Consider the following 23,612-nt stretch of genomic DNA (forward strand, 5'->3'; position numbering starts at 1 on the left):
ATCAAACTTATGTTTAAGAAATTTATAGATAGACCAGTTTTATCAACTGTAATATCAATTATCATCGTAATACTCGGTATACTGGGGCTCATTACCTTACCCGTTTCACAGTATCCCGAAATTGCGCCACCAACAGTACAGGTTTCTGCATCTTACCAAGGTGCAAATGCTGATGTGGTGATGAGCAGTGTGGTTATCCCACTGGAAGAGCAAATTAATGGTGTAGAGAACATGACCTACATGACCTCTAGTGCTAGTAATGATGGTACTGCTACCATTACAGTAAACTTTAAATTAGGTACCAACCCAGATTTAGCTGCGGTAAACGTACAAAATAGAGTTGCCAGAGCAAGTAGTTTATTACCTGCAGAGGTTACGCGTTCGGGTGTAGTTACTGCAAAAAGACAAGCAAGTAACGTGTTGATTTTCGTTATCAATAGCGATAACCCTGAATACGATCAGAAGTTTTTGCAAAACTATGCTAACATTAACATCATCCCACAAATTAAAAGGATAACAGGTGTTGGTGATGCAAGTTCATTTGGACAAATGGATTATAGTATGCGTATTTGGCTTAAGCCAGATGTAATGGCAACCTATGGTTTAGTTCCTAGTGATGTAAACGCAGCCTTGGCAGAGCAAAACGTAGAAGCTGCACCAGGTCAGTTTGGTGAACAAGGAAATCAATCTTTTCAATACACTTTAAAATATACTGGTAGACTTAAAACGGAGCAAGATTTTAGCAATATCATTATTAAAGCTGATGCGAATGGACAAGTACTTCGTTTAAAAGATGTTGCTCGCATAGAGTTAGGTGCTTTAAGTTATGCAAGTACATCGAAATATAACGGAAATGCATCAATTGGTATTGCGATTAATCAAACTGCAGGTTCTAATGCAAAAGAAGTAATCGAAAATTCGATGAAAACATTAGAAGAAGCATCAAAGTCATTTCCAAAAGGTATTCATTACAATTCGTTAGTAAACGTAAATGATTTCTTAGATGCCTCAATTGAAAAAGTGCTCCATACATTAATTGAAGCATTTGTTTTGGTATTCCTTGTGGTATTTATTTTCCTTCAGGATTTCCGTTCTACTTTAATTCCTGCAATTTCTGTTCCGGTAGCTATTGTTGGTACGTTTTTCTTCCTCAGTCTTTTTGGTTTTACCATCAACTTGCTAACCTTGTTTGCATTGGTGCTCGCCATTGGTATTGTGGTAGATGATGCCATTGTAGTCGTCGAGGCCGTCCATGCCAAGTTAGATCATGGGTATAAATCGGCCAAAAAAGCAACTGTAGATGCAATGGAAGATATTACAGGCGCAATTATCTCTATTACGTTGGTAATGGCTGCGGTATTTATTCCAGTAAGTTTTATCCAAGGTTCATCGGGTGTATTTTACAAACAATTCGGTTTAACATTAGCTATCGCGATTATTTTATCGGCTATTAATGCATTAACGTTAAGTCCGGCGTTGTGTGCTTTGCTATTAAAACCGCATGAAGATGATCATGATAAGCCGAAAAACTTTTTACAGCGTTTTTATGTAGGGTTTAATACGTCATTCGATTTAATGACTAATCGATATAAAAAATCAGTTTCGTTCTTATCTCGTAAAAAATGGATTGCTGGTGTAGGTATTTTAGCCTTTACAGGTATTTTAATCTGGACGATGAACACCACACCAAAAGGTTTTGTACCTAATGAGGATTTAGGTGTAATCATGTCAGATATCTCTTTACCAGCAGGAACTTCGCAAGAAGAAACTAAAGTAATTATTACTCAAATTGATGACATTGTAAGAGGTGTTCCAGAGGTGCAAAGCGCATTGAGAATTGTAGGTAGAAGTTTAATTAGTGGTTCGGGTAGTTCGTACGGGATGGTAATTGCTCGTTTAAAACCATGGGATGAACGTAAACGCGATGTAAAAGCAATTATTGGTGAGCTATTTGCCAAAACTGCAGGTATTAAAGGTGCGAAAGTAATTTTCTTCGCTCCGCCAACCATACAAGGTTTTGGTACCAGTGGTGGTTTCGAGTTCCAATTACAAGATAAAACCGGTGGTGATATTAATAAGTTTAACGATGTTGGAAATGCATTCTTAGCGGCATTAGCTAAACGCCCAGAAATACAGTATGCATCAACTTCGTTTAATCCTAATTTCCCTCAATATCAAATTGATGTGAATGTGGCTAAAATTAAACAAGCTGGTTTAACTGTTACCGACGTTTTGAGTGTATTGCAAGGTTATTTTGGCGGTGTGTATGCATCGAACTTTAATAAATTTGGTAAGCAATTTAGGGTAATGTATCAGGCAGATGCCCAATATCGTGCTAACCCAGAAAATTTAAATAGCATTTATGTTCGAAATTCGAAAGGTGCAATGGCTCCAGTAAGTGAATTTATTAACTTGGAAAAAGTTTACGGTCCACAAGCCATTTCTCGTTTCAACTTATATACATCTATAGCTGTAACTGGTTCTCCAAAACCAGGATTTAGTTCTGGTGATGCCTTAAAAGCAGTGCAAGAAGAAGCTGCATTACATTTGCCAGCAGGTTACGGATATGAATTCTCAGGTTTATCCCGTGAGGAAATGGCGGGTGGTAATCAGACTATTTTTATCTTTTTACTTTGTGTAATTTTCGTTTATTTCTTGCTTGCTGCGCAGTACGAGAGTTATATTTTGCCACTGGCAGTTTTAATTTCTTTACCTATCGGATTAGCAGGTGTATTTATTTTCGATAAGATATTCGGAGTTGATAATAACATCTATACCCAAATTACACTGATTATGTTGGTTGGTTTGCTAGCTAAAAATGCAATTCTGATTGTAGAGTATGCGGTGGATAGGAGAAGAAAAGGAATGAGTATTGTAAATGCTGCTATTGAAGGTGCAACAGCTCGTTTACGCCCGATCTTGATGACTTCATTTGCATTTATTTTAGGTTTATTGCCATTGATGCTTTCGACAGGAGTTGGTGCTGCTGGTAATAAATCAATTGGTACTGGAGCTGTAGGAGGGATGTTAATTGGTACGCTATTCGGAGTTTTTGTAATTCCGGCATTGTTTATCATTTTCCAAACCTTACAAGAGAAAGTAAGTAATAAATCTCCTTTTATAGAAGGTGCAGATTTAGAGCCAACATTAGAATTTCCGGAAGTTGATAACCGCGAACATTAATACTAAAACACATGAAATTAAGATATAAACATTCACTTCTAATCATCGGCTTTGCCGTACTAACTTTAAGTGCTTGCGTAACTAAAAAATACGAACGCCCAAAAGTTGTAACCGAGAATTTATACCGTGATCAGACTACAACAGATAGCACAACGATTGCAAATTTACCTTGGCAAAATTTGTTTACAGATGCTAATTTGCAAACATTAATACAACAAGGTTTAAATGAAAATTTAGATTTAAAACAAGCAATTGAACGTATTAAAATTGCACAGGCAACTTTGCAACAAAGTAAATCGGCTTTTTTACCGAGTTTGCAAGGCGATGTATCTGTAACGGATGCAAAGCAATCTAAAGCTGCGTTAAACTTTCCTGCTGGAGTAAATATCAATCTCGAAACGCAAACGTATAAAGCACAATTGAGTACAAGTTGGGAAGCTGATATTTGGGGTAAATTAAGTAGTGCAAAACGTTCTGCTTATGCAAGTTTACTACAAACTGATGCTGCAAAAAGAGCAGTTCAAACGCAGTTAATTGCTAATATTGCGAATACGTATTACAACTTATTGGCTTTAGATAAACAGTTAGCAATTACGTTGCAAACCATAAAAAGCAGAACCAGTAATGTTGAAACCATGAAGGCTTTGAAAGATGCTGCGAAGGTAACAGGAGCTGCTGTTGTGCAAAGCGAAGCCAATTTATACGCAGCAGAAGTAACTTTACCTGATTTGAGAAGAAGTATTAGAGAGACTGAAAATGCCTTAAACATTTTATTGGCTAGAGCACCTGGAAGTATTCTTCGTTCAGATTTAGATAGCCAATCTGCGTATAGCAATTTACAAACTGGAGTTTCTGCTCAATTATTGCAAAACCGACCAGATGTACAAGCTGCTGAATTTGGTTTTAGAACTGCTTTTGAAAATACAAATGTAGCTAAGACCTATTTTTATCCTGCTTTAACGTTAACGGCGAGCGGTGGTTTATCTAGTTTGCAATTGAAAGATTTCTTTAGCAACTCTGTGTTTTATAATTTAGTTGGGGGTTTAACTCAACCTATTTTTGCAAAAGGACAAAATAAAGCTCGTTTAACAACTGCACAGGCACAACAACAACAAGCATTTTATACGTTTCAGCAAACGCTTTTAACAAGTGGTCAAGAGGTTTCTAATGCTTTATATGCGTATCAGACTGCAACAGAAAAAGAAACAACTAGAGCAAAACAAATTGCTTCTTTAACTAAAGCAGTTGATTTTACGCAAGAGTTATTGCGTTATAGCTCAGCAACAAATTATACTGACGTTTTAACGTCTGAGCAAAGTTTATTAGCGGCTCAATTGAGTGGTGTTAGTGATAAGTTGCAAAAATTGCAAGCTGTAGTTAATTTATACCGTGCTTTAGGCGGCGGTTGGAAATAAAGATTTTTCATTTTGATTTGTTTTCTGAAGAGGTTCGTAGTGATACGGACCTTTTTTGTGTCCTCACCCCAGTACCTCTGCTTTAGGACTTAGTTCTTTTATTTTGTCATCCAGAGCGCAGCGAAGGATCTCTCTTTTTTCACCGCTCGGGCTTTCCTCGGCTCGTCGCCGTTATGGCTATCATCATTGCGAGAAGAGAAACGACGAAGCAATCTTTTTTGTTTTCGGCTCACTGCCGCCGAGTGGCTCTAAACTTTTTCTTGATAAAAAGTTTAACAAAAATCAAGGCTGCATATCATCTCTCGGATTAAGCGATCAAAACTTTTTTGGCAACAAGCAGCAGGTTCGATGAAGGATCGAACTGGCTCATTGTTTTGGGTTGTGGTTTTTGAAAGTGTTTGCACAAGTTTAAACAAGTTGGTTTATTTTTTTAGTTGTTTGTTTGAGCTCATGGCGAAAAGCCATTCGGTTTAATTGCTTTCTCCTTCGGGATGCTACAAGGCCGGTCCTCGTTCTTCGGAATGGTTGTGGTTTGGGTGAGGTTGCAAGGTGGTCATGTGGCTGTATAATTCCTTTTGACAGCTGTATAATTCTTTTTTACAGTTGTATAATTACTTTTTACAGTTGTAAATTTCTTTTTTACAGTTGTAAATTTCTTTTTTACAGTTGTATAATTACTTTTTACAGTTGTATGATTCCTTTTTACAGTTGTAAAATTTCTTTTTACAGTTGTATAATTCTTTTTTACAGTTGTAAAATTACTTTTTACAGTTGTATAATTCTTTAGCTTGGTGTCTTTACCTACCGAAATAAAGAGGTTTGTAGCAATACGGGTTTTTTTTATATCCTACTTAACCGTTTATTAAGACTACCTTACGGATCGGCGATTTGTCGAATAAATCCATTTTATTGGAAAAAATCTTTAATACCCTAATCGATAGTTTTATTGAAAGTAAAGTAGGCATAGCCAACAATTTTTTAAGTGTAGCGCTTGCTGCACAGTTGAAAAGTAATTTAATTGGTTTATACAACGAAAAATCAATGGTTGCTGCAGGCATTGGGAATGAAACTATTACTGTTCATAATAAATTAGTGCGAAGTGATGTGATTTATTGGCTAGACCGTAAGCATAATAATAAACACGAAAACGATTTTTTTGATTTGATGGATGACTTTGTAATTTATCTAAATAGAACGTGTTACACTGGTATTACAGGCTACGAATTTCATTATACCTTATACGAAAAAGGAAGTTTCTATAAAAAACACATCGACCAATTTCAGCAAAATGGAAGTAGGGCTTACTCTATGGTGATGTATTTAAATGTTGATTGGCAAAAAAGCGATGGTGGCGAATTGTGTATCCATCATTTAAATAATTTGCAAAATATATCGCCCATAAATGGAAAATCTGTCTTTTTTAAGAGCAATGAATTAGCACATGAAGTTTTAGTAACTCATGAACCGAGAATGAGTATTACGGGTTGGTTAAAAACTAACTAATTTTCTATATCAAGCTTTGCTTAATTATTGGTTTATAGTTTTTCCCGATAGGGATTTGTTGATTGTTCTTTAAGTAAATGGTGTTTCCTTCCATATAATGAACAAATTTTTTATTGAGGATGAAAGATTTATGAATGCGGATGAAAAATTCAGATGGTAATTGTTCTTCAAAACTGCTCAAAGTTCTTGGCGTTAATAAGAAATTCAAATCAGTCCAAACCTTTACATAATTGCCTAAACTCTCTAAATAATAGATGTCACTTAGCTTAATCAATACATGTTTTTTATCCGATTTAATAGAAATCTGCTCGTCATCACTAATAAGAGATGGTAAAGAGCTGCTAGGTTTAACAGACTGATTTTTTAAATTATAGCTTTCTAAAGCTCGATTAACAGCTTTTAAAAATCGATCAAATCGAAAAGGTTTTAAGAGATAATCGCACACCGCTAAATCGAAACTTTCTAAGGCATATTCTTCATAAGCCGAAGTGATAATTACCAAAGGTTTACGTTGTAGAGTTCTCAAAAAATCTAAGCCATTTAGCTTGGGCATTCTAATATCTAGAAATATCAGGTCGATTTCGGTGTTGCTTAAAAACTCAAAGGCTTCGGTTGCACGATAACATTGTCCGCAAATCTCTAAAAAGGGAATATCCTTGCTGTATTCTAAAATTACCTCATGAGCTAAAGGTTCGTCATCTATAATTAAACAGCGTAAACTCATGATAATTTTAAGTGTAGGTCTGCTTTAAAAATAACATTATTTGAAGTGATATCCAATGTGTAAGCATTTGGGTACAGTAATTCTAAGCGTTTTTTCAAATTAGTAAGTCCGATACCCGGCTTTTTCTCAGCTTTATCTAGTTCGATAGAATTTTCACAACTAAAGGTAAGTTCTTGCGCTGTGCAGGTTAGCGATAAATTTAAAAAAGCGGTTTCTTCGGCAGGTTCAATACCATGTTTAAATGCGTTTTCTAGCAAAACAATAAGCAATAAAGGGGCAATCTGTACATTTTCATCGATACTATGCTTTTCGAAATTTAACTGTAAAGGTTTCTTTAAGCGAATTTGCTGTAACTCTATGTAATCTTCTAAATAGTTAATTTCTTGAGTGATTGTAACTTTTTCTTCTTGCCCTTTATAAATGGTGTAACGCATTAATTCTGATAATCGCAAAATGCTTTCTGAGGTTTTCTCAGATTTCTGCAAACTCAGTGCGTACAAATTATTTAAGGTATTAAAAAAGAAATGTGGGTTTAATTGTTGCTTCAATAAATCTAATTCCGTTTGTGATTTTTCTTTTTGTAAAGAGAGGATGTGCGTGTTTTGTGCACCCCATTGGATCGCTAATACAATTGGTAAACTCAATGCAATTATCGCCATTGCGCCAAAACCATTTTCTAATAAAAAAGGGTTGAGTGAAAAAATATCTCTACCAAAAATTTGATTTATAGGTAATAAAATTAATAACTGCCCAATAATTGGGTACAGAATGGCAATACTTGCTAAAGCACTTAAAATGTATAAAATCAATCCTTTTTGCTTTAATATTTTGGAAACTAGCAATCTACTATTCACTAAAAAGAAAGCATAGCCACATAAATACATGAATAAAAATTGAAGTGTAAAACTTAAAAAAGTCCAGAAATGAGTAATCAGCTTTGCTGGCGTAAACACAAAACCAATTAGCAATTGACCTTTAGTATCAAAAGCAGGATTGCCAATACTTGATACCGCCATGGCCGAAATAACAATAGATAATAAAATAATACTAAGGAGAACTGCATTTTCTAGGCCTATTTTCTTAATCCATTTAATGTGTTGTACCTTTTTTAAGTAGTAATAATTGGCAACTAAAATCAATTCTAAAGATACGCTTGCTAGGGTAGCACCTACAAAAAGCGAAGAGTCATAATTTGGAAATAATAAAACACAAGCATCGGTAAGAATGGGTAGACAAATTAAAAAACAACCCGTCCAATAGGTTAAAAACTGATTGCGAGTAAAATTGGTTAGGAGAGTTGATTTATACCACGAAAAAATAAACCCTGGTAATTGGGTAGGGAGAAGTACTATTAAAACCATTAAAAATGGTTTCCAGCTCTCAGCATCTTTTTCTTGAACCTGAAAAATTCCTATCCATAGCCATAAACCAACAAAAGCCAAAAACTCTGCATGTTTAAGTAGGAAATTAGATAAGCTAAAGGATCTATTCATGGTGTTAAAATAATAAAAGAACGACAAATATATTAACGGATAAAATTTAAGTGATGAAAGGTAGTTTATTCATGACGAAAGAATTTTTTATAGGAATTGTACTCATCTAACTCATGTAAACAACGTTCATCATCATTTTCCTTTCGTTCATCACATATATTTATTTAGTGCAAGTCTGTCTGCTAATTTGCAACCATCTTATTCAAAATAACATGGCAAGACTTACTATACAAAACCTTAGCAAAAGCTATACGAATGGTGTAAAAGCACTAGATGATGTGTCATTAAATATTTCTAACGGGATGTTTGGTTTACTTGGACCTAACGGAGCGGGTAAATCATCGTTAATGCGCACCTTGGCGACTTTACAATTACCAGATACTGGAAAAATATTTTTTGATGGAAACGATGTGCTTGAAAATCCTCAACAAATGCGTACACAGCTTGGTTATTTGCCACAAGATTTTGGTGTATATCCCAAAATATCTGCAACAGAATTACTCAATCACATGGCAATTTTAAAAGGATTGCAGAATAAAAACGAGCGAAAAGAGCAAGTAATGGCTTTGTTGCAACAAACAAATTTGTATGATGTAAGAAAACGATCTGTAAGTACTTTTTCTGGTGGTATGCGCCAACGATTTGGTATTGCACAGGCTTTATTGGGTAATCCGCAATTAATTATTGTTGATGAACCAACGGCTGGTTTAGATCCGCTAGAGCGTAACCGTTTTCATGATTTGTTAAACGAAATTGGCGAGCAAAAAGTAGTTATGCTTTCTACACACATTGTGGAAGATGTAAATGACCTTTGTCCAGAAATGGCGGTTTTAGCAAATGGCAAGCTCATTTTAAAAGGTAAACCGGCAGATTTAACTTCAAAATTAAAAGGTCAGGTTTGGCATAAAGAAATAGAAAAATCGACCTTAAGCGAATATACATTAGCATACAATGTAATTTCTACACGAATAATTGCTGGCAAAATACAATTGTATGTGTTGGCAGATAATTGTCCAAGTATAGGTTTCGAACCGTTTTATCCAGGATTAGAAGAAGTTTATTTTGCTGCTTTATTTGGTGTTCAAACTAAGGAGGGAGTAGCATGTTAAAGTCCATGTTAAAATTTGAACTGAAATATCATTTTAGTCAGATTTCTTTTATCATCGCTGCACTTTTGTTTTTTGTGTTAGGTTGTTTTTCTGCGGTTAATGGGGGTTTTGGTGGGAGTGAAGTGCATAAAAACTCACCGTATGTAATTACTAATATTGTTGCGTTATTTTCTTTATTCTCCATATTTGCAGGTACCTTATTTAGTGCAAACGTAGTATTAAGAGATAATATTTATAAAATGGAATCTGTAATATTTACAACTTCCGTTAAGCGCTTCCCTTATTTTCTGGTTAGATTTTTAGGTTTATTAACTGCCGTATTTTCGCTACTTGTACTAACTGCTTTGGGAATCTATATAGGTGGGTTTTTTGCTGATGCTGAAAGTTTAGGCACATTTAACATTCTTAATTACCTACAACCATTATTAGTTTTCGGCTTTCCAAATGTGTTGTTTGCCACAAGCTTAATTTTTTGTACAGCCATTTTAACAAAAAATGTTCGAGCAATTTATGCAGCAGGCGTATTGCTATACATTTTATATATGGCAGCGTCTATTTTAGGCAACTCGCCATTATTGGCAACCTCAACACCAAGAGCTGGAACCCCTGATATTTTACCGTTTTTGATAGATCCATTTGGTTTAGCTTCTTTCTTTAGCGATACACGTAGCTGGTCTGATGTACAGCGAAATCAGCAGTTATTTCCAGTAAAGGAAGTGTTTTTAGCTAATCGTTTGCTTTGGCTGTTTTTTAGTGCGTTAGTAATTACCATAAGTTATCGGTTTTTTAATTTCAGGTTGCAAAACCAAAGTCAATCCAAACAAAAAGATAAAGCGCAGAAACAGATTAAACTAATTCCGTTTAAACATTTCAACGTTTCCCCTACCGGATTTAACTATAACCTTTCCACTTTCAAATCGCAGTTTAAATTAGAAGTAGTTTCCTTATTTAAACATATTCCTTTTATGGTGATGCTTTTGTTATGGATATTTATTTTCTCGGTAGAATTAAAAGATTCCATTCTTTATGGTCCTTACGGAATTAAGTTTTACCCAACAACTGGTGCAATAATAGAAGAAATGAGGTCGATGAAATTCAGCCTAGTGTTACTTATTTTTTATGCAGCCGAATTAATTGCAAGAGAAAGAACAACGAATATCCAGTCCTTAATTTATAGTACGCCAGTTAAAAATTCGATTTTATGGGCAGCAAAATGTTTAACACTAGGCGTATTGGTTATGGTGTTAGTTACAGCTAATATTGCAATTGGCATTGCTTTACAACTATTTAATGGCTATTTCGACATCGAATTACCTAAGTACCTTTCTCTATATTATTACAGCGCATTTCCGCTATTCTTGTTTATCATTCTTATTGTTTTCATCCAAAATCTAACAGCAAACAAATATTTAGGAATGATGCTAAGCATGGTAGTTGTGTTTGCGGTTGTCTTTGCATCAAGATTAGGGATAGAACATTTCTTGTTAAGATTTGCAACCGTACCCGACCTTCAATTCTCTTATTTCAACGGTTTTGGACATTATGCCAAAGCATTTAATTGGTACATGTTATATTGGCTTGGCTTTGCAGGTATTCTTTCAGTTTTAACCATTGGTATGTGGCAAAGCAGCATCCAGCTGACGTTTTTAGAACGTTTGAAATCTATTCCAAAATCCATCTATAAAGCAAAATTTATCGTAATAACTGCAACACTAATTTGGATTTCTTGTGGTGCGTTTATTTATCAGCAAACCAATATTGTAGGGAAATATAAAAACAAACAAGCACAGCTAAACTGGAATATTAACTACGAGAAAAAATATAAACCGTTTGCTAAACTACCACAGCCAACTATAAAAGCAATTAAAACACAAGTAGATTTATTTACGGATGAAGGCAAATACACCGTAAAAGGAAGTTATCGTTTAAAAAATGAAACCAACCAGCGCATTACTAAACTGTTGGTTTATGTAAGACAAACCGTAAATCATTTCGAAATCTCTGTGCCAAATGCTACGAAACATGAAGTAGATGCAGCATTTAATCAACAGTTTATAGATTTAAAAACGCCATTACAACCAGGTGCAGAACTAAATATGGATTTCTCATTGGAAGTAATACGATCTGGTTTCGTGCCTTTTGATCCTGAAAACACAGTGGTTTCAAACGGAAGTTACATCGAACTAGAAAAATTTGTTCCTCAATTTGGGTATAATGAAAGTATAGAAATAGACGACAACAGACTAAGAAAAAATGCAGGATTACCGCCTTACAGTATTTCAAATTCTTACGATAGCCTATATCATTTAATAGATTTAGAAACTACTATTTCTACCGCACCAAACCAACAGGTAGTTACTGTGGGTACGTTACAAAAATCGTGGTTAGCCAATAATCGTCGCTATTTTAACTATAAAACAACAGCGCCTATTAATTTCATGTTTGCATTGAGTTCTGCAAACTATCAAATCAAAAAGGAGAACTATAAAGGTTTAGAGTTAAGTGTATATTATCAATTAGGACACGAATACAATGTGAAAACCATGTTTAGCGCAATAAAAGATGCGTTAGATTATGGAAATGCAAATTTTAGTCCCTATCCATTAAAACAGTTTACCCTTGCCGAAATCCCTCAATATAAAGGAGCTGCAACGGCTTATCCTGGTCTTATTTTTAACGCAGAAAGATTAAACTTTCTAACCGATTTCAGTGATAAAAATAAAGTAGATCAGAGTTATGCCATTACCGCCCATGAAGTTGCGCATCAATGGTGGGCAAACATATTAAGCCCTGCATATGGTAAAGGTTATGCCATGCTCACAGAATCGCTAGCTAAATACACAGAAGCCATACTTTTAGAAAAGAATTACGGTAAAATGTACCTCAGCAACTATTTAAGAGATGATAATAATATTTATTTCGTATACCATAATCCAAATGTACCAGAGGCTCCATTAGCACAAACGATGGGGCAAAACCAAGTTCATTACCAAAAAGGAGGCTTAGTAATGTATGCTACAAAAGAAATTTTAGGAGAAAAAGCAGTCAACCAAACGCTGAGTGATTTAATAGCAAAACATGCAAATCCAAATCAAAGAGCTAAAACCAAAGATTTAATCGGAGCATTATATCAACTTGCACCAGCAAATCAAAAAAAGTTTATAGACGATAGCTTTAATCAAGTGATAAACTATCAGATGAAGATTAAAGTCTTATCCTGCAAGGCACTAAATAATGGAAAGTTTAGCATCGATTTACAAGTAAGTATTGGCAAAAATAAACAAGGGGTAGATAAATTGCTTCCACCAGATATGGATGTAGATCTTGCCTTTTTTAGTAAACCAGAAATAGAGTGGGATAGAAACACCAAACCTTTCTACCTAAAAAAACATCGCTTCAATCAATTAGAAACCAAACTTACTATTGTGACAAATCAAAAACCAAAAACAGTTGCAATAGATCCTTATGCTTATCTATTGGATGGAAATTTAGCAGATAATGTGCAAGAGATTAAGTAAGCTTTCTTAAAATACTACAGACTTTAACCACAAACTATTCAAGGTTAAAGTCTGTCTTTTTTCTGCTGAATTTATCTTAAATTTATCCGTAAGATATACCCATAAAACGGTACGATTTAAAGCATGGAAATAAAGCAATACAAAGAGTTATTAACTTACTGGCATCAATTTACATACTTTACTAATCGGGTAATTGGTAAAAAATCTACAATTTTAGCTAAAACCACTTTCGATTTAGATGAACACCTAAAACTATACCATTGTATTGATAATTTTTTTTACGTTTTAGCTGATAGCGTTAATCATACCATTGTTAAAGTAGGGGGCGGGGTAGAAAGTTTAACAGGTTATCAACCTTCAGATTTTGAAGGAAAAGGATATTATAGCACTATAAAAGCCTATTCAATTTGGGAACTGCTAAAAATCACAAAGGGCGGAGTTAAATATTTCGAATATCTTTTTAGTCGACCAGCCGAAGATCGAAAATACATTAAAGCAAACTATACGTTCGATTTTAAAACAAAAGATGGGAAAAGATTTCAATGCATGAGCCAAAGCATTCCTATCTTATTTAACGACGATATGGAGCCTATTTATTTCTTAAACATCTTCACAGACATCAGTTTATTAAAAAAAGATAAAAATGTACTCCATTACATTATAGATAGCTCCGATATTCAAAATATCAAAAGAATTGATATCAATGTAGCCATCAGTTTACCCATTAATGATGACGAATTAATTTCTAAAGCCGAAAAAAGAGTGTTGAGGCTCATTGCCGATGGATTAAGTAGTAAACAAATAGCTAGCGAACTATTTCTTAGTCAACACACCATTAATACCCACAGAAGAAATATGTTAGAAAAATTAAAATGCACCTCATCTAGTGAAATGATTAAAAAGGGCATTTTAAATGGTTGGCTGTAACGCCGGACTTTAAAAACTGATATTTTTTAGTGTTATATTTATGTATTAATTAACTTAATCATAACATAAATACTGTTTTAATTAAAAGCTATAACCCTAATATTAGCTTTCTTTATAAAACACTTAAATCATCCTTCAGATGGCAAATAGACGTTTTTTTATTAAAAGTAGCATGGCCAGTTTAGCAATCGCTAGCCTTTCTCCAGCAATTACCGCATTGGCGGATGTTAGTCAAAATACATTAACCAAATCTACTCAAAAACCTAAACTGCGCTTCGCCATCGCATCAGATGGACATTACGGTCAACCAAATACAGACTATAAAAAAGACCACGAAAATATAGTGCATTGGCTAAACGAAGCACACGATCGAAACCCACTTAATTTTGTAATTATTAATGGCGATTTGGTTCACGATAGGCCAGACTTATTATCAGAAGTTAAAAAAGAGCATTACGATAAGTTAAAAGTTCCATTTTATGCTCTGCCAGGTAATCATGATCATGCAGATGCTGCGATTTGGAAAACTGTTTTTGGTTACGAAGATAATTTCTCATTCGAAAAAAATGGAGTAGGGTTTGTACTAGCCAATACTTCAGATACAAAAGGAGCTTATCTCTGCCCAAACAAAGATTTTTTAAAGCAAGAGCTCGATAAATTTAATTCCCTCAATACAGTATTCGTGGTTTTACATATTCCACCACACTTTTGGGTGCCCGAAAGTCCATTTGTAGAATGCCCAGATACCATTAAACTATTGCACAGCTATCCAAATGTAAAAGCAGTATTTCACGGGCACGATCATAGCCTCGATTCTGTTTTTTACACAGATAAATTACCACATTTCTTCGATTCGCACATCGGTGGAAACTGGGGCACGGAATATCGTGGTTATCGAATAGTAGAAGTAGATGAAAACAATAAAATCAGTACCTACCAAGTAAACGCTAGCCAAAATCCAACGCTAAACTCAAATAAATTTTAAATCAAGAACATTCCCATTAACATGAAAAAGTTTTTATTACTCGCAGTACTTTTTTTAATTACACTTAACGGAATGGCTCAAAAGCCTGAAGCAGTGCAAACAACAAACTTGCAAAGTACAATTTCCGCACAACCCTTTTTATTTTCTATAAATACCTTAACAGATGAAAACCCACGTTGGAATTTACATTATTCTGGTAGTTATGGAGAAAGAACACAAGGACAATTTGGTTACAATGGTTTGGGGCAACAGTTTGGTGTTAAAGGGTATTTAGGGAGTAAATTTACTTTATACGGTACAGCAGCAGTCGGTTTTGCTCACGGCGGCGGTGTTACTTCAGCACAACAAGTAGAGGTAATTCGCGATTTAATTGGTGGCAAAGAACTTACAGGATTTAGATTTGGTGCAGGTTTAGGAGTTAGCCGCGATTGGTCTAATGTGAAATCTGCCATAAGCAGATTTACCGCATCTTATGATAAAACCAATTGGCGTTTAGCTGGAAACCTTCGTTTCGAAAAAGCATTTGATAGCAGCAGAGATAAATTAGATTTTATTACCAGTCTTGGCTTTCAGCATCGCATTGCGCCAGCGTTATACATAGGTTTCGAAGCTATTGGACAAGATTTAGAAGGGTTTTGGGATAAAGATGAGGCAGAAGGTGGAGCAAAACTAATGGTTGGGCCATCTATAAATTTATCGCCAACACATTCAAAACTATCGTTTTCATTAGCAGGTGGGCCGGTATTTTATGCTACTAGAAGTCAAATAATTCCGTCAGAAGCAATTCGTGAAATAACATCTTTAGCATCAGGAAATGGGTACACTATCCGTGCTTTGGTCAACTTTAATTTTCGTAATAAATAAGTCTATTCATTAATTTCAGCATGAAAAAATCATCAATCATACTGTTTGTATTAGTTTTAGTAACTACTCATGTTTTTGCACAATGGCCAGGAAAAGTAGCAGAAACCAATCAAATTTTATTGCCAAACGGTTGGAAATTAAGCCCAGCTGGTCGTTCATTACAACTAGGAGATTTACCCTTAAACATGCAAATAAGCTCAACAGGTAAATATTTGGCGGTTACTAATAACGGACAAAGCACTCAATCACTTCAATTAATTGATCCCAAAACAGAGAAAATTCTCGATGAACGCGTACTCACTAAATCTTGGTATGGTTTAGCTTTCAGCAAAGATGAGCAACACATCTATGCATCTGGCGGAAACGATAATTGGATAATCGATTTCCAAATAAAAAACAACAAACTTGCAAAAAGCGATACCATTAAACTAGGCCCAATTTGGCCAAAAGGAAAAATAAGTCCAGCAGGCATAGCAGTTAATAAAAACAACACTAAATTATATACTGTAACCAAAGAAGATAGCAGCCTTTACATCATTAATCCTGCAAAAAGAGAAATACAAAAAAGAATACAATTGCCAGCAATAGCTTATAGTTGCGTGCTTTCTGCCGATGAAAGTAAACTATATATTTCCCTTTGGGGAGGTCATTCCGTTGCCGTAATTAACACAAATTCAGAAACAATTACCCAAACAATCCTAGTTGGCGATCACCCTAACGAACTTTTGTTAAATAAAAACAGTACTTATTTATTTGTGGCAAATGCCAACGATAACACAGTTTCTGTAATTAATACCGCTACCAATAAAGTAATAGAAACTATTGCAACTACACTTTACGCAACACAATTAACAGGTTCTACCACCAACGGATTAGCGCTAAGCTCCAATGAAAAAACCTTGTACATCGCCAACGCAGATAACAATTGTTTAGCCGTATTCGATGTTTCAGAACCTGGTGAAAGCAAAAGTCAAGGTTTTATCCCGGTAGGCTGGTACCCAACAAATGTAAAAACGTTGGGCTCCAAAATAATAGTAACCAATGGTAAGGGTAATACCTCTTTAGCCAATCCTCAAGGGCCACAACCAATTTCCAAAGTAGATAATAGCGGCTACCAAATGGGTAGTACTGCAAACAACAGATTGCAATATATTGCAGGTTTATTTAAAGGAACACTATCTTTTATAGATGTCCCAAAACCAGAGCAATTAAAAGCATACACCAAACAAGTTTATGCCAATACACCATTTACCGATAAAAAAACAATTGAGGCAGATGGTGAAAAAGGAAATCCAATACCCCGAAAATTAGGAGAAAAATCGCCTATTAAACATGTGTTTTACATCATTAAAGAAAACCGTACCTATGATCAAGTACTAGGCGATCTTCCCCAAGGCAATGGAGATACCTCTTTAGTGCTTTTCGGAAAAAGAATAACACCAAACCAACATGCCTTTGCAGAAGACTACGTATTGCTAGATAACTTTTATGTAGATGCAGAAGTAAGCGCCGATGGACATAATTGGAGCATGGCAGCCTATGCAACAGATGTTGTAGAAAAAACATGGCCAACAAGTTATGGCGGTCGTGGCGGTACAACCAATTACGAAGGTGGTCGACCAGTTACCTATCCAAAAGGAGGTTTTATTTGGGATTATTGCCAACGAGCAGGCGTTACTTATCGCAGCTACGGTGAGTTTGGCGATTATGCAAAAGCAAACATCAAATCACTTCAAGGTCACATGTGTCCAGCTTCGCCAGGCTTTAATCTAGATATTACCGACCAAGTTAGAGTAGATGCATGGCAACACGATTTCGATTCATTATTAGTCGCAGGTACAGTTCCTCAATTCAATACCTTACGTATCTCAAATGATCATACCAGCGGACAGAAAAAAGGTAAAATATCACCACAAGCTGCGGTTGCAGATAACGATTTAGCCGTTGGACGCATTCTCGAACACCTATCGCATAGTTCAGTTTGGAAAGAATCGGTTGTTTTTATTTTAGAAGATGACGCCCAAAATGGCCCAGACCATGTAGATGCGCACCGCTCCCCAGCGTATGTAATAGGTCCATATGTAAAACGAAATACACCAGTACACACCATGTATTCAACATCAGGGTTTTTAAGAACAATGGAATTAATTTTAGGCCTACCACCGATGAGCCAGTACGATGCAGCCGCAATGCCGCTATTCGAATGCTTTACCAGTACACCAAATTTTACTCCATATACCTTGAAAAGACCATTAATAGATTTAAATACCCGCAACGTAGCAGTAAATGAAAGCAGCAAGAAATCAGAATTCTTTAATTTTGCAAAAGAAGATTCAGTACCAGATTTAGAACTAAGTGAAGTGGTATGGAAATCAGTAAAAGGAGAAAATTCCATCATGCCAGCACCTAAAAGAAGTGCTTTCGTTATCCTAGAAAAGAAGAAAAAAGACGCCGCCGATAAATAATATAATTAAAAGGGATTAACCCAAACAAATCTGTGTTAATCCCTTTAATCTTCGGCTAACAATTCGCCTCAGCATACCTCTTAAAATTATCTAAAATTGCTTGCCAACCTCCGCGTTGCATTTCTAAAGAATTAATTTCCTCAGGCTCAAAAGTTTCCACTATTTCAGTTGTATCACCAACACTTTTAAAAGTAACACTTACTTTTCTGCCATCCGCCATAGTATATTCAATCAAGCTATGCACAACTACATCCGTATAAACACCCTCAAAATCAAAGCTAAAACTACCATCTTTAGCAGCCATTGTAGTTTTAAACTTCCCACCCGTACGCAAATCATTATCCGCATACGGAGCATGCCAATCATCAGAAGCATTAGCCCATTTAGTAATATGTTCAGGTTTTTCCCAAAATTCCCAAACTCGTGCTACTGGAGCATTAACCACGCTCTCTACAGTAATTGCTGTCTTATTTAAAGTTTCCATGTTTTAATAGTTTAAATTAATAGAATAAAGGTAGGGCAACACTTTTAAACCCGCTAAGGGCAAATACGACAAATGTAGGGTGCGATCAAAGCTTAAATAATAGAAACAAAAAAAGCCATCATTTCTGATAGCTTTCTATTCGATTTTGTTGTACTCGGAGCGGGAATCGAACCCGCACGCCTGTTGAGGGCACAGGATTTTAAGTCCTGCGTGTCTACCAGTTCCACCATCCGAGCTTAAAAGCTGATTAAGCTTTTAAAATAAATGCCTCCTGGTAGGAAGGCATTTAGAGCGAAAGACGAGATTCGAACTCGCGACCCCGACCTTGGCAAGGTCGTGCTCTACCAACTGAGCTACTTTCGCATTTGCAACATCATCCGATGTTATCCCTTTTAAAGTTAGATTTTTTAAAGAACCTCTTTCCGTTTGGGAATGCAAATATAAACAGATTTATATTCCTGTCAAGAAATATTTTATAATAATTTTCGCTATACAGTTAAGTTATTGGCTTTCAGTACATCAAAAATTAAATCATTTTCAAAACCTTTGCTTTGTAGGTACGTAATGAGCTTATATTTCCTTTTTACAGGTTCTTTTTCATTCAAAACTCTTAATTTTTTCTCGGCAGTTGCCAATAAATTTGCTAAATATTTATCACCATCAATACTATTTAGCGCTTTTTGAATCAATTTATCTGGTACTTTTTTGAGTTTTAGCCCTTGTTTAATTTTTATTCTGCCCCATTTTTTAATATTTACCTTGCCAGAAACATAAGCCATCGCAAACCTTTCCTCATTAATAAAGTTGGTTATAATCAGTTCAGATATTAAATCTTCAACTTCGTTTTGATGCAAACCATATTCATAAAGTTTGTTTCGAACTTCCTGTTGAGAACGTTCTTGATAAGCACACCAACTTTCTGCTTTAAGGAGAGCGGTTTTTTTATCTAAAATGAGTGGCTTATCTTTATGGGTATTCATAATTAATTGTTGAAATTCGTAAAAAAATAACAGCAATCATGCATTTTTCTTTTTATAATGAGCGAAGAATTTAATTCCATCCAACATATTGCCCAAATATTAAAAGCAAAGGCAACTTTACCTCAGCCTAAAACTGTAATTAGAAAGCTGTTAACAGATAGCAGAACAGTAATTGATCCAGAAGGTTCATTGTTTTTTGCTGTAAAAGCACAACGTGATGGACATGAATTTATAGTTAATGCATACGAAAGCGGAATCCGAAATTTTGTAGTTTCTAATTCTACCTATGCGAAAAAATACCCGGATGTTAATTTTTTACTAGTAGTTAATGTATTGCAGGCTTTACAAGAATTGGCTACGTATAGAAGAAAAGCGAATGATTTAAAGGTAATTGGCATCACGGGAAGTAATGGCAAAACCATAGTTAAAGAGTGGTTGTATCAATTATTAGCATCAGATTTTAATATTATCCGTAGTCCTAAAAGTTTCAATTCACAAATTGGAGTGCCCTTATCTGTTTGGCAAATAGAACCAGAACATACTTTGGGTATTTTCGAAGCAGGTATTTCCACCAAAGGAGAGATGGAAGCATTGGCAACTATCATTGTTCCAACCATTGGTGTTTTAACTAATATTGGAGAAGCACATGCCGAAGGTTTTGAAAATAAAAGGGAGAAATTAACCGAAAAACTAAAGCTATTTAAAGATGTAGAACTTTTTGTTTATGCACCAGAATATGTTACTGAACTAAATACATCAGATTTACCTGGAAAAACAAAATTCACTTGGAGTACAAGCCAACCCGCAGATTTACAGATCTCTTTTATCGAGCCAATTGAAGGCAAAAATTATATTAGAGCTACTTATCAGGATAAAGAAATTGAGTGTTTAATTCCGTTTAGCGATAAAGCATCGGTAGAAAATGGAATTATTTGTTGGGCAACACTATTGGCGATGGGATATTCACCAGAAGAAGCAGATTTGCGTTTAGAGAAATTAACGCAGGTAAGTATGCGTTTGCAATTAATTATCGGTATAGAAAATTGCTCGATTATAGACGATTCGTATAGTGCAGATATTTCTTCTTTAGCAATCGCCTTAGATTTCTTGAACTTACAAAACCAACATCCTAAAAAGACATTAATTCTATCTGATATTTACGAAACAGGAAAGAGTAATGAGGTGTTGTATGCAGAAATTTCAGCATTGCTGGATCAGAAAAACTTAAATCGTTTAATTGGTATTGGTCCAAATATTTCGGCATTTGCTGATTTATTTAAAGTAGAATCATCATTTTATGAAAGTACACAAGCTTTTATAGAACAACTGCCAGCCATCCATTTTGCGAATGAAACTATTTTAGTTAAAGGTGCTCGTCGGTTTGAATTTGGTCGAATTAGCAAATTGCTTACTCAAAAAATACATGATACCGTTTTAGAAATCAATCTAAATGCCTTAGCATCGAATTTGCAATTTTATCGTTCCAAATTAAAATCTGGTGTAAAAGTAATGGCTATGGTTAAGGCGTTTTCTTATGGAAGTGGAAGTTTCGAAATCGCTAATTTATTGCAATATCAAAAAGTAGATTATTTGGCGGTAGCTTACGCAGACGAAGGCATCGCCTTGCGAAAAGCTGGAATTAGTTTACCGATTATGGTGATGAGCCCAGAGCCATCAGCTTTTGAGGCAATGGTTAAACATAAACTAGAACCCGAAATATACAATACGAGCATTTTAAAAAGCTTTCTAATTTTTTTACCAGAGTACGAAGTAGATTTTCCGATACATTTAAAATTAGATACAGGAATGCATCGGCTTGGCTTTGAAAAAACAGATTTACCAGAGCTGCTGGACGTTTTAAAAAATACCACTAAACTTAAAGTAGTTTCCATTTTTACGCATTTAGTAGCGAGTGATAGCGCACAACACGATGGGTTTACTACGCATCAATTGGATGAATTTTCATTATTGTACACTGCCATAACCAATCTTATTGATTATAAACCTTTAAAACATGCATTAAACACATCTGGTATTACTCGTTGGCCAGACGCACAATTAGATATGGTGCGCATTGGCATTGGCTTATATGGCTTCGATAGTGCGTTAGATCACAATTCAGGTTTGCAAACGGTAGCAATTTTAAAAACAACAGTTACTCAAGTTAAAGAACTAAAACCTGGAGAAACAGTAGGGTATAGCAGGAAAGGTGTTTTGCCAAATGGCGGAAAAATAGCCACTGTAAAAATTGGTTACGCCGATGGGTATAATCGAAATTTTGGTAATGGAGTAGGTAAAATGCTTATTAATGGCAAACTAGTCCCAACAATAGGTTCTATCTGTATGGATATGTGTATGCTTGATATTACTGGTCTAAATGTGAAAACTGGTGATGAAGTCATCGTATTTAATCATCAACAGACTATAGTTGATTTGGCGGATCAAATTAATACTATTCCATATGAAATCTTGACCAATATCTCACAAAGAGTAAAACGCGTATATTTTTATGAGTAACTTTGCGGTATGAATAGGATAGGAAAGGCGATATTAAATTATCTGATTAAAGGATTGTTAATTGTTGTGCCAATTGCCTTAAGCATTTTTATTGTAGTTTGGGCAGTTACAACAGTAGATAGCTGGTTAAATGTAAATAATATTTTGGGTGTAAATCCAATTACGGGTGCAAATAGAAACATTCCAGGTTTGGGCTTAGGCCTAGTTATATTTATCATTTTAATTGCAGGTATTTTTGTAACCAATTTTGTAACTGAACCTATGTACAATTGGTTTCAGCGAACTTTGAGCAAATTACCATTGCTCAATTTTATTTTTTCATCTATTAAAGATTTAACAGAAGCTTTTGTAGGTGATGAAAAGAAATTTAATAATCCTGTGTTGGTTGAAGTAGAAGGAGGAATGAAAAGAATAGGTTTTTTAACACAAAATGATTTATCAAAATTGAATTTACCAGGAGATGTTATCGTTTATTTCCCTTTCTCTTATTCCTTTGCAGGACAAGTTTATATTGTGAGTAAAGAGAAAATTAAACCTTTAAAAATGACTGCTGCCGATGCAATGAAGTTAGTGGTAAGCGGTGGGGTAAGTCATTTCTAGTAGAAAAGATAATTCATTATAAAACAAAAAGAGCCGAATAATTTCGGCTCTTTTTTATTGAAAAATATAATCTTTAAAAATTCGGTTTTAACACATATTTATCATAGAATCTAAAGATATGTTCTGCTGCATCTTCGGCAGTATCTACTAATCTAAATAAATTCAAATCTTCTGCATGTATGTTATGTTCTTTCTCTAACATAGTTGATTTAATCCAGTCAACTAAGCCACCCCAATAAGCAGTACCTACTAAAACAATAGGGAAACGAGCAATTTTACCAGTTTGAATTAAAGTTATTGCTTCAAATAATTCATCCATAGTTCCCATCCCGCCAGGTAATACTACAAAGCCCTGAGAATATTTCATGAACATTACTTTTCTAATAAAAAAGTAGTCGAACTCTAATAATTTATTATGATCGATGTATTTATTATGGAACTGTTCAAAAGGCAAATCGATGTTTAAACCTACAGATTTACCACCATTTTGATGTGCACCTTTGTTACCTGCTTCCATAATACCAGGTCCACCACCAGTAATTACACCGTAACCACGATCAGTTAGTAAACGACCACATTCTACCGCAATTTGGTAATATGGATTAGTTTCTGCAGTACGAGCAGAGCCAAAAATACTTACACAAGGCCCAATTTTAGCCAATTTCTCAAAACCATCAACAAATTCTGCCATGATTTTAAAAATCTGCCAGCTATCGGTTACTTTTATTTCTTGCCAATCTTTATTCGCAAAGGCACTTCTTATCTTTTCTTCACTTGTCATTTCTTATACTATTTATATCATTAGTTCATTGGTGTCATTGGTTCTCATTAGGTTGGACATTCTC

16 protein-coding genes and 2 tRNA genes are annotated in these 23,612 nt (G+C 35.0%); 11 read left to right on the forward strand and 7 right to left on the reverse strand.

Translation table 11 applies throughout. The annotated features are described in order from the left end of the window. Nucleotides 1-9: 9 nt before the first annotated feature. From GM921_RS02765 to GM921_RS02775, 3 genes are all read left to right on the forward strand, one after another. Nucleotides 10-3,183 carry an efflux RND transporter permease subunit gene (locus tag GM921_RS02765; protein WP_182921082.1) on the forward strand — a complete coding sequence of 1,058 codons (3,174 nt, stop codon included), beginning with the start codon at nucleotides 10-12 and terminating at the stop codon, nucleotides 3,181-3,183. Between the two features lie 11 nt (nucleotides 3,184-3,194). Further along, the gene (locus tag GM921_RS02770) at nucleotides 3,195-4,598 is read left to right on the forward strand and encodes an efflux transporter outer membrane subunit (protein ID WP_182921083.1); all 1,404 of its coding nucleotides are present in this window, start codon (nucleotides 3,195-3,197) and stop codon (nucleotides 4,596-4,598) included. Between the two features lie 909 nt (nucleotides 4,599-5,507). Continuing rightward, nucleotides 5,508-6,101, forward strand: coding sequence for a 2OG-Fe(II) oxygenase (locus GM921_RS02775; RefSeq protein ID WP_182921084.1), 594 nt, complete (start codon nucleotides 5,508-5,510; stop codon nucleotides 6,099-6,101). A gap of 4 nt (nucleotides 6,102-6,105) precedes the next feature. Here the strand turns inward: GM921_RS02775 and GM921_RS02780 are convergent, their stop codons facing one another. After that, the gene (locus GM921_RS02780; RefSeq protein WP_182921085.1) at nucleotides 6,106-6,825 is read right to left on the reverse strand and encodes a LytR/AlgR family response regulator transcription factor; all 720 of its coding nucleotides are present in this window, start codon (nucleotides 6,823-6,825) and stop codon (nucleotides 6,106-6,108) included. Then, nucleotides 6,822-8,318 (reverse strand): sensor histidine kinase, encoded by a 1,497-nt coding sequence (locus GM921_RS02785; RefSeq protein ID WP_182921086.1) that lies wholly within the window; start codon nucleotides 8,316-8,318, stop codon nucleotides 6,822-6,824. The genes GM921_RS02780 and GM921_RS02785 overlap by 4 nt, the downstream gene beginning before the upstream one ends. Nucleotides 8,319-8,530: 212 nt before the next feature. Between GM921_RS02785 and GM921_RS02790 the strand changes: the two genes are divergently transcribed. The 6 genes from GM921_RS02790 (at nucleotide 8,531) to GM921_RS02815 (ending at nucleotide 18,186) form a co-directional block, all read left to right on the forward strand. Further along, the gene (locus GM921_RS02790) at nucleotides 8,531-9,427 is read left to right on the forward strand and encodes an ABC transporter ATP-binding protein (protein WP_182921087.1); all 897 of its coding nucleotides are present in this window, start codon (nucleotides 8,531-8,533) and stop codon (nucleotides 9,425-9,427) included. A 5-nt stretch (nucleotides 9,428-9,432) separates the two neighbouring features. After that, entirely contained in the window at nucleotides 9,433-12,945 is a 3,513-nt protein-coding gene (locus GM921_RS02795; RefSeq protein WP_182921088.1) for an ABC transporter permease/M1 family aminopeptidase, read from the forward strand. Between the two features lie 123 nt (nucleotides 12,946-13,068). Next, nucleotides 13,069-13,872 (forward strand): PAS and helix-turn-helix domain-containing protein, encoded by an 804-nt coding sequence (locus GM921_RS02800; RefSeq protein ID WP_182921089.1) that lies wholly within the window; start codon nucleotides 13,069-13,071, stop codon nucleotides 13,870-13,872. Nucleotides 13,873-14,011: 139 nt separating this feature from the next. Beyond that, nucleotides 14,012-14,857, forward strand: a complete 846-nt coding sequence (locus GM921_RS02805; protein WP_182921090.1) for a metallophosphoesterase family protein — start codon at nucleotides 14,012-14,014, stop codon at nucleotides 14,855-14,857. A gap of 21 nt (nucleotides 14,858-14,878) precedes the next feature. After that, on the forward strand, nucleotides 14,879-15,721 hold the full coding sequence (locus tag GM921_RS02810; RefSeq protein WP_182921091.1) for a hypothetical protein: 843 nt from the start codon (nucleotides 14,879-14,881) through the stop codon (nucleotides 15,719-15,721). A gap of 20 nt (nucleotides 15,722-15,741) precedes the next feature. Then, nucleotides 15,742-18,186: a bifunctional YncE family protein/alkaline phosphatase family protein gene (locus tag GM921_RS02815; RefSeq protein ID WP_182921092.1), complete on the forward strand. Its 2,445-nt coding sequence runs from the start codon at nucleotides 15,742-15,744 to the stop codon at nucleotides 18,184-18,186. A gap of 55 nt (nucleotides 18,187-18,241) precedes the next feature. Here the strand turns inward: GM921_RS02815 and GM921_RS02820 are convergent, their stop codons facing one another. The 4 genes from GM921_RS02820 to GM921_RS02835 form a co-directional block, all read right to left on the reverse strand. Further along, nucleotides 18,242-18,670, reverse strand: a complete 429-nt coding sequence (locus tag GM921_RS02820) for an SRPBCC family protein (protein ID WP_182921093.1) — start codon at nucleotides 18,668-18,670, stop codon at nucleotides 18,242-18,244. Between the two features lie 151 nt (nucleotides 18,671-18,821). Then, nucleotides 18,822-18,906: transfer RNA gene (locus tag GM921_RS02825), tRNA-Leu, on the reverse strand. A 54-nt stretch (nucleotides 18,907-18,960) separates the two neighbouring features. Then, nucleotides 18,961-19,033: transfer RNA gene (locus GM921_RS02830), tRNA-Gly, on the reverse strand. A 125-nt stretch (nucleotides 19,034-19,158) separates the two neighbouring features. Further along, the gene (locus GM921_RS02835; protein ID WP_182921094.1) at nucleotides 19,159-19,650 is read right to left on the reverse strand and encodes a regulatory protein RecX; all 492 of its coding nucleotides are present in this window, start codon (nucleotides 19,648-19,650) and stop codon (nucleotides 19,159-19,161) included. 57 nt (nucleotides 19,651-19,707) lie between these two features. Here GM921_RS02835 and GM921_RS02840 point away from each other — a divergent pair, with 57 nt between their 5' ends. Then, on the forward strand, nucleotides 19,708-22,167 hold the full coding sequence (locus tag GM921_RS02840; RefSeq protein WP_182921095.1) for a bifunctional UDP-N-acetylmuramoyl-tripeptide:D-alanyl-D-alanine ligase/alanine racemase: 2,460 nt from the start codon (nucleotides 19,708-19,710) through the stop codon (nucleotides 22,165-22,167). Between the two features lie 9 nt (nucleotides 22,168-22,176). Further along, nucleotides 22,177-22,767 (forward strand): DUF502 domain-containing protein, encoded by a 591-nt coding sequence (locus tag GM921_RS02845; RefSeq protein WP_182921096.1) that lies wholly within the window; start codon nucleotides 22,177-22,179, stop codon nucleotides 22,765-22,767. 73 nt (nucleotides 22,768-22,840) lie between these two features. Here the strand turns inward: GM921_RS02845 and GM921_RS02850 are convergent, their stop codons facing one another. After that, complete coding sequence (locus tag GM921_RS02850; RefSeq protein ID WP_182921097.1) at nucleotides 22,841-23,548, reverse strand: LOG family protein; 708 nt, start codon at nucleotides 23,546-23,548, stop codon at nucleotides 22,841-22,843. Nucleotides 23,549-23,612 lie beyond the last annotated feature (64 nt).

It is taken from the genome of Pedobacter planticolens, assembly GCF_014172375.1.
Lineage (GTDB): Bacteria > Bacteroidota > Bacteroidia > Sphingobacteriales > Sphingobacteriaceae > Pedobacter > Pedobacter planticolens.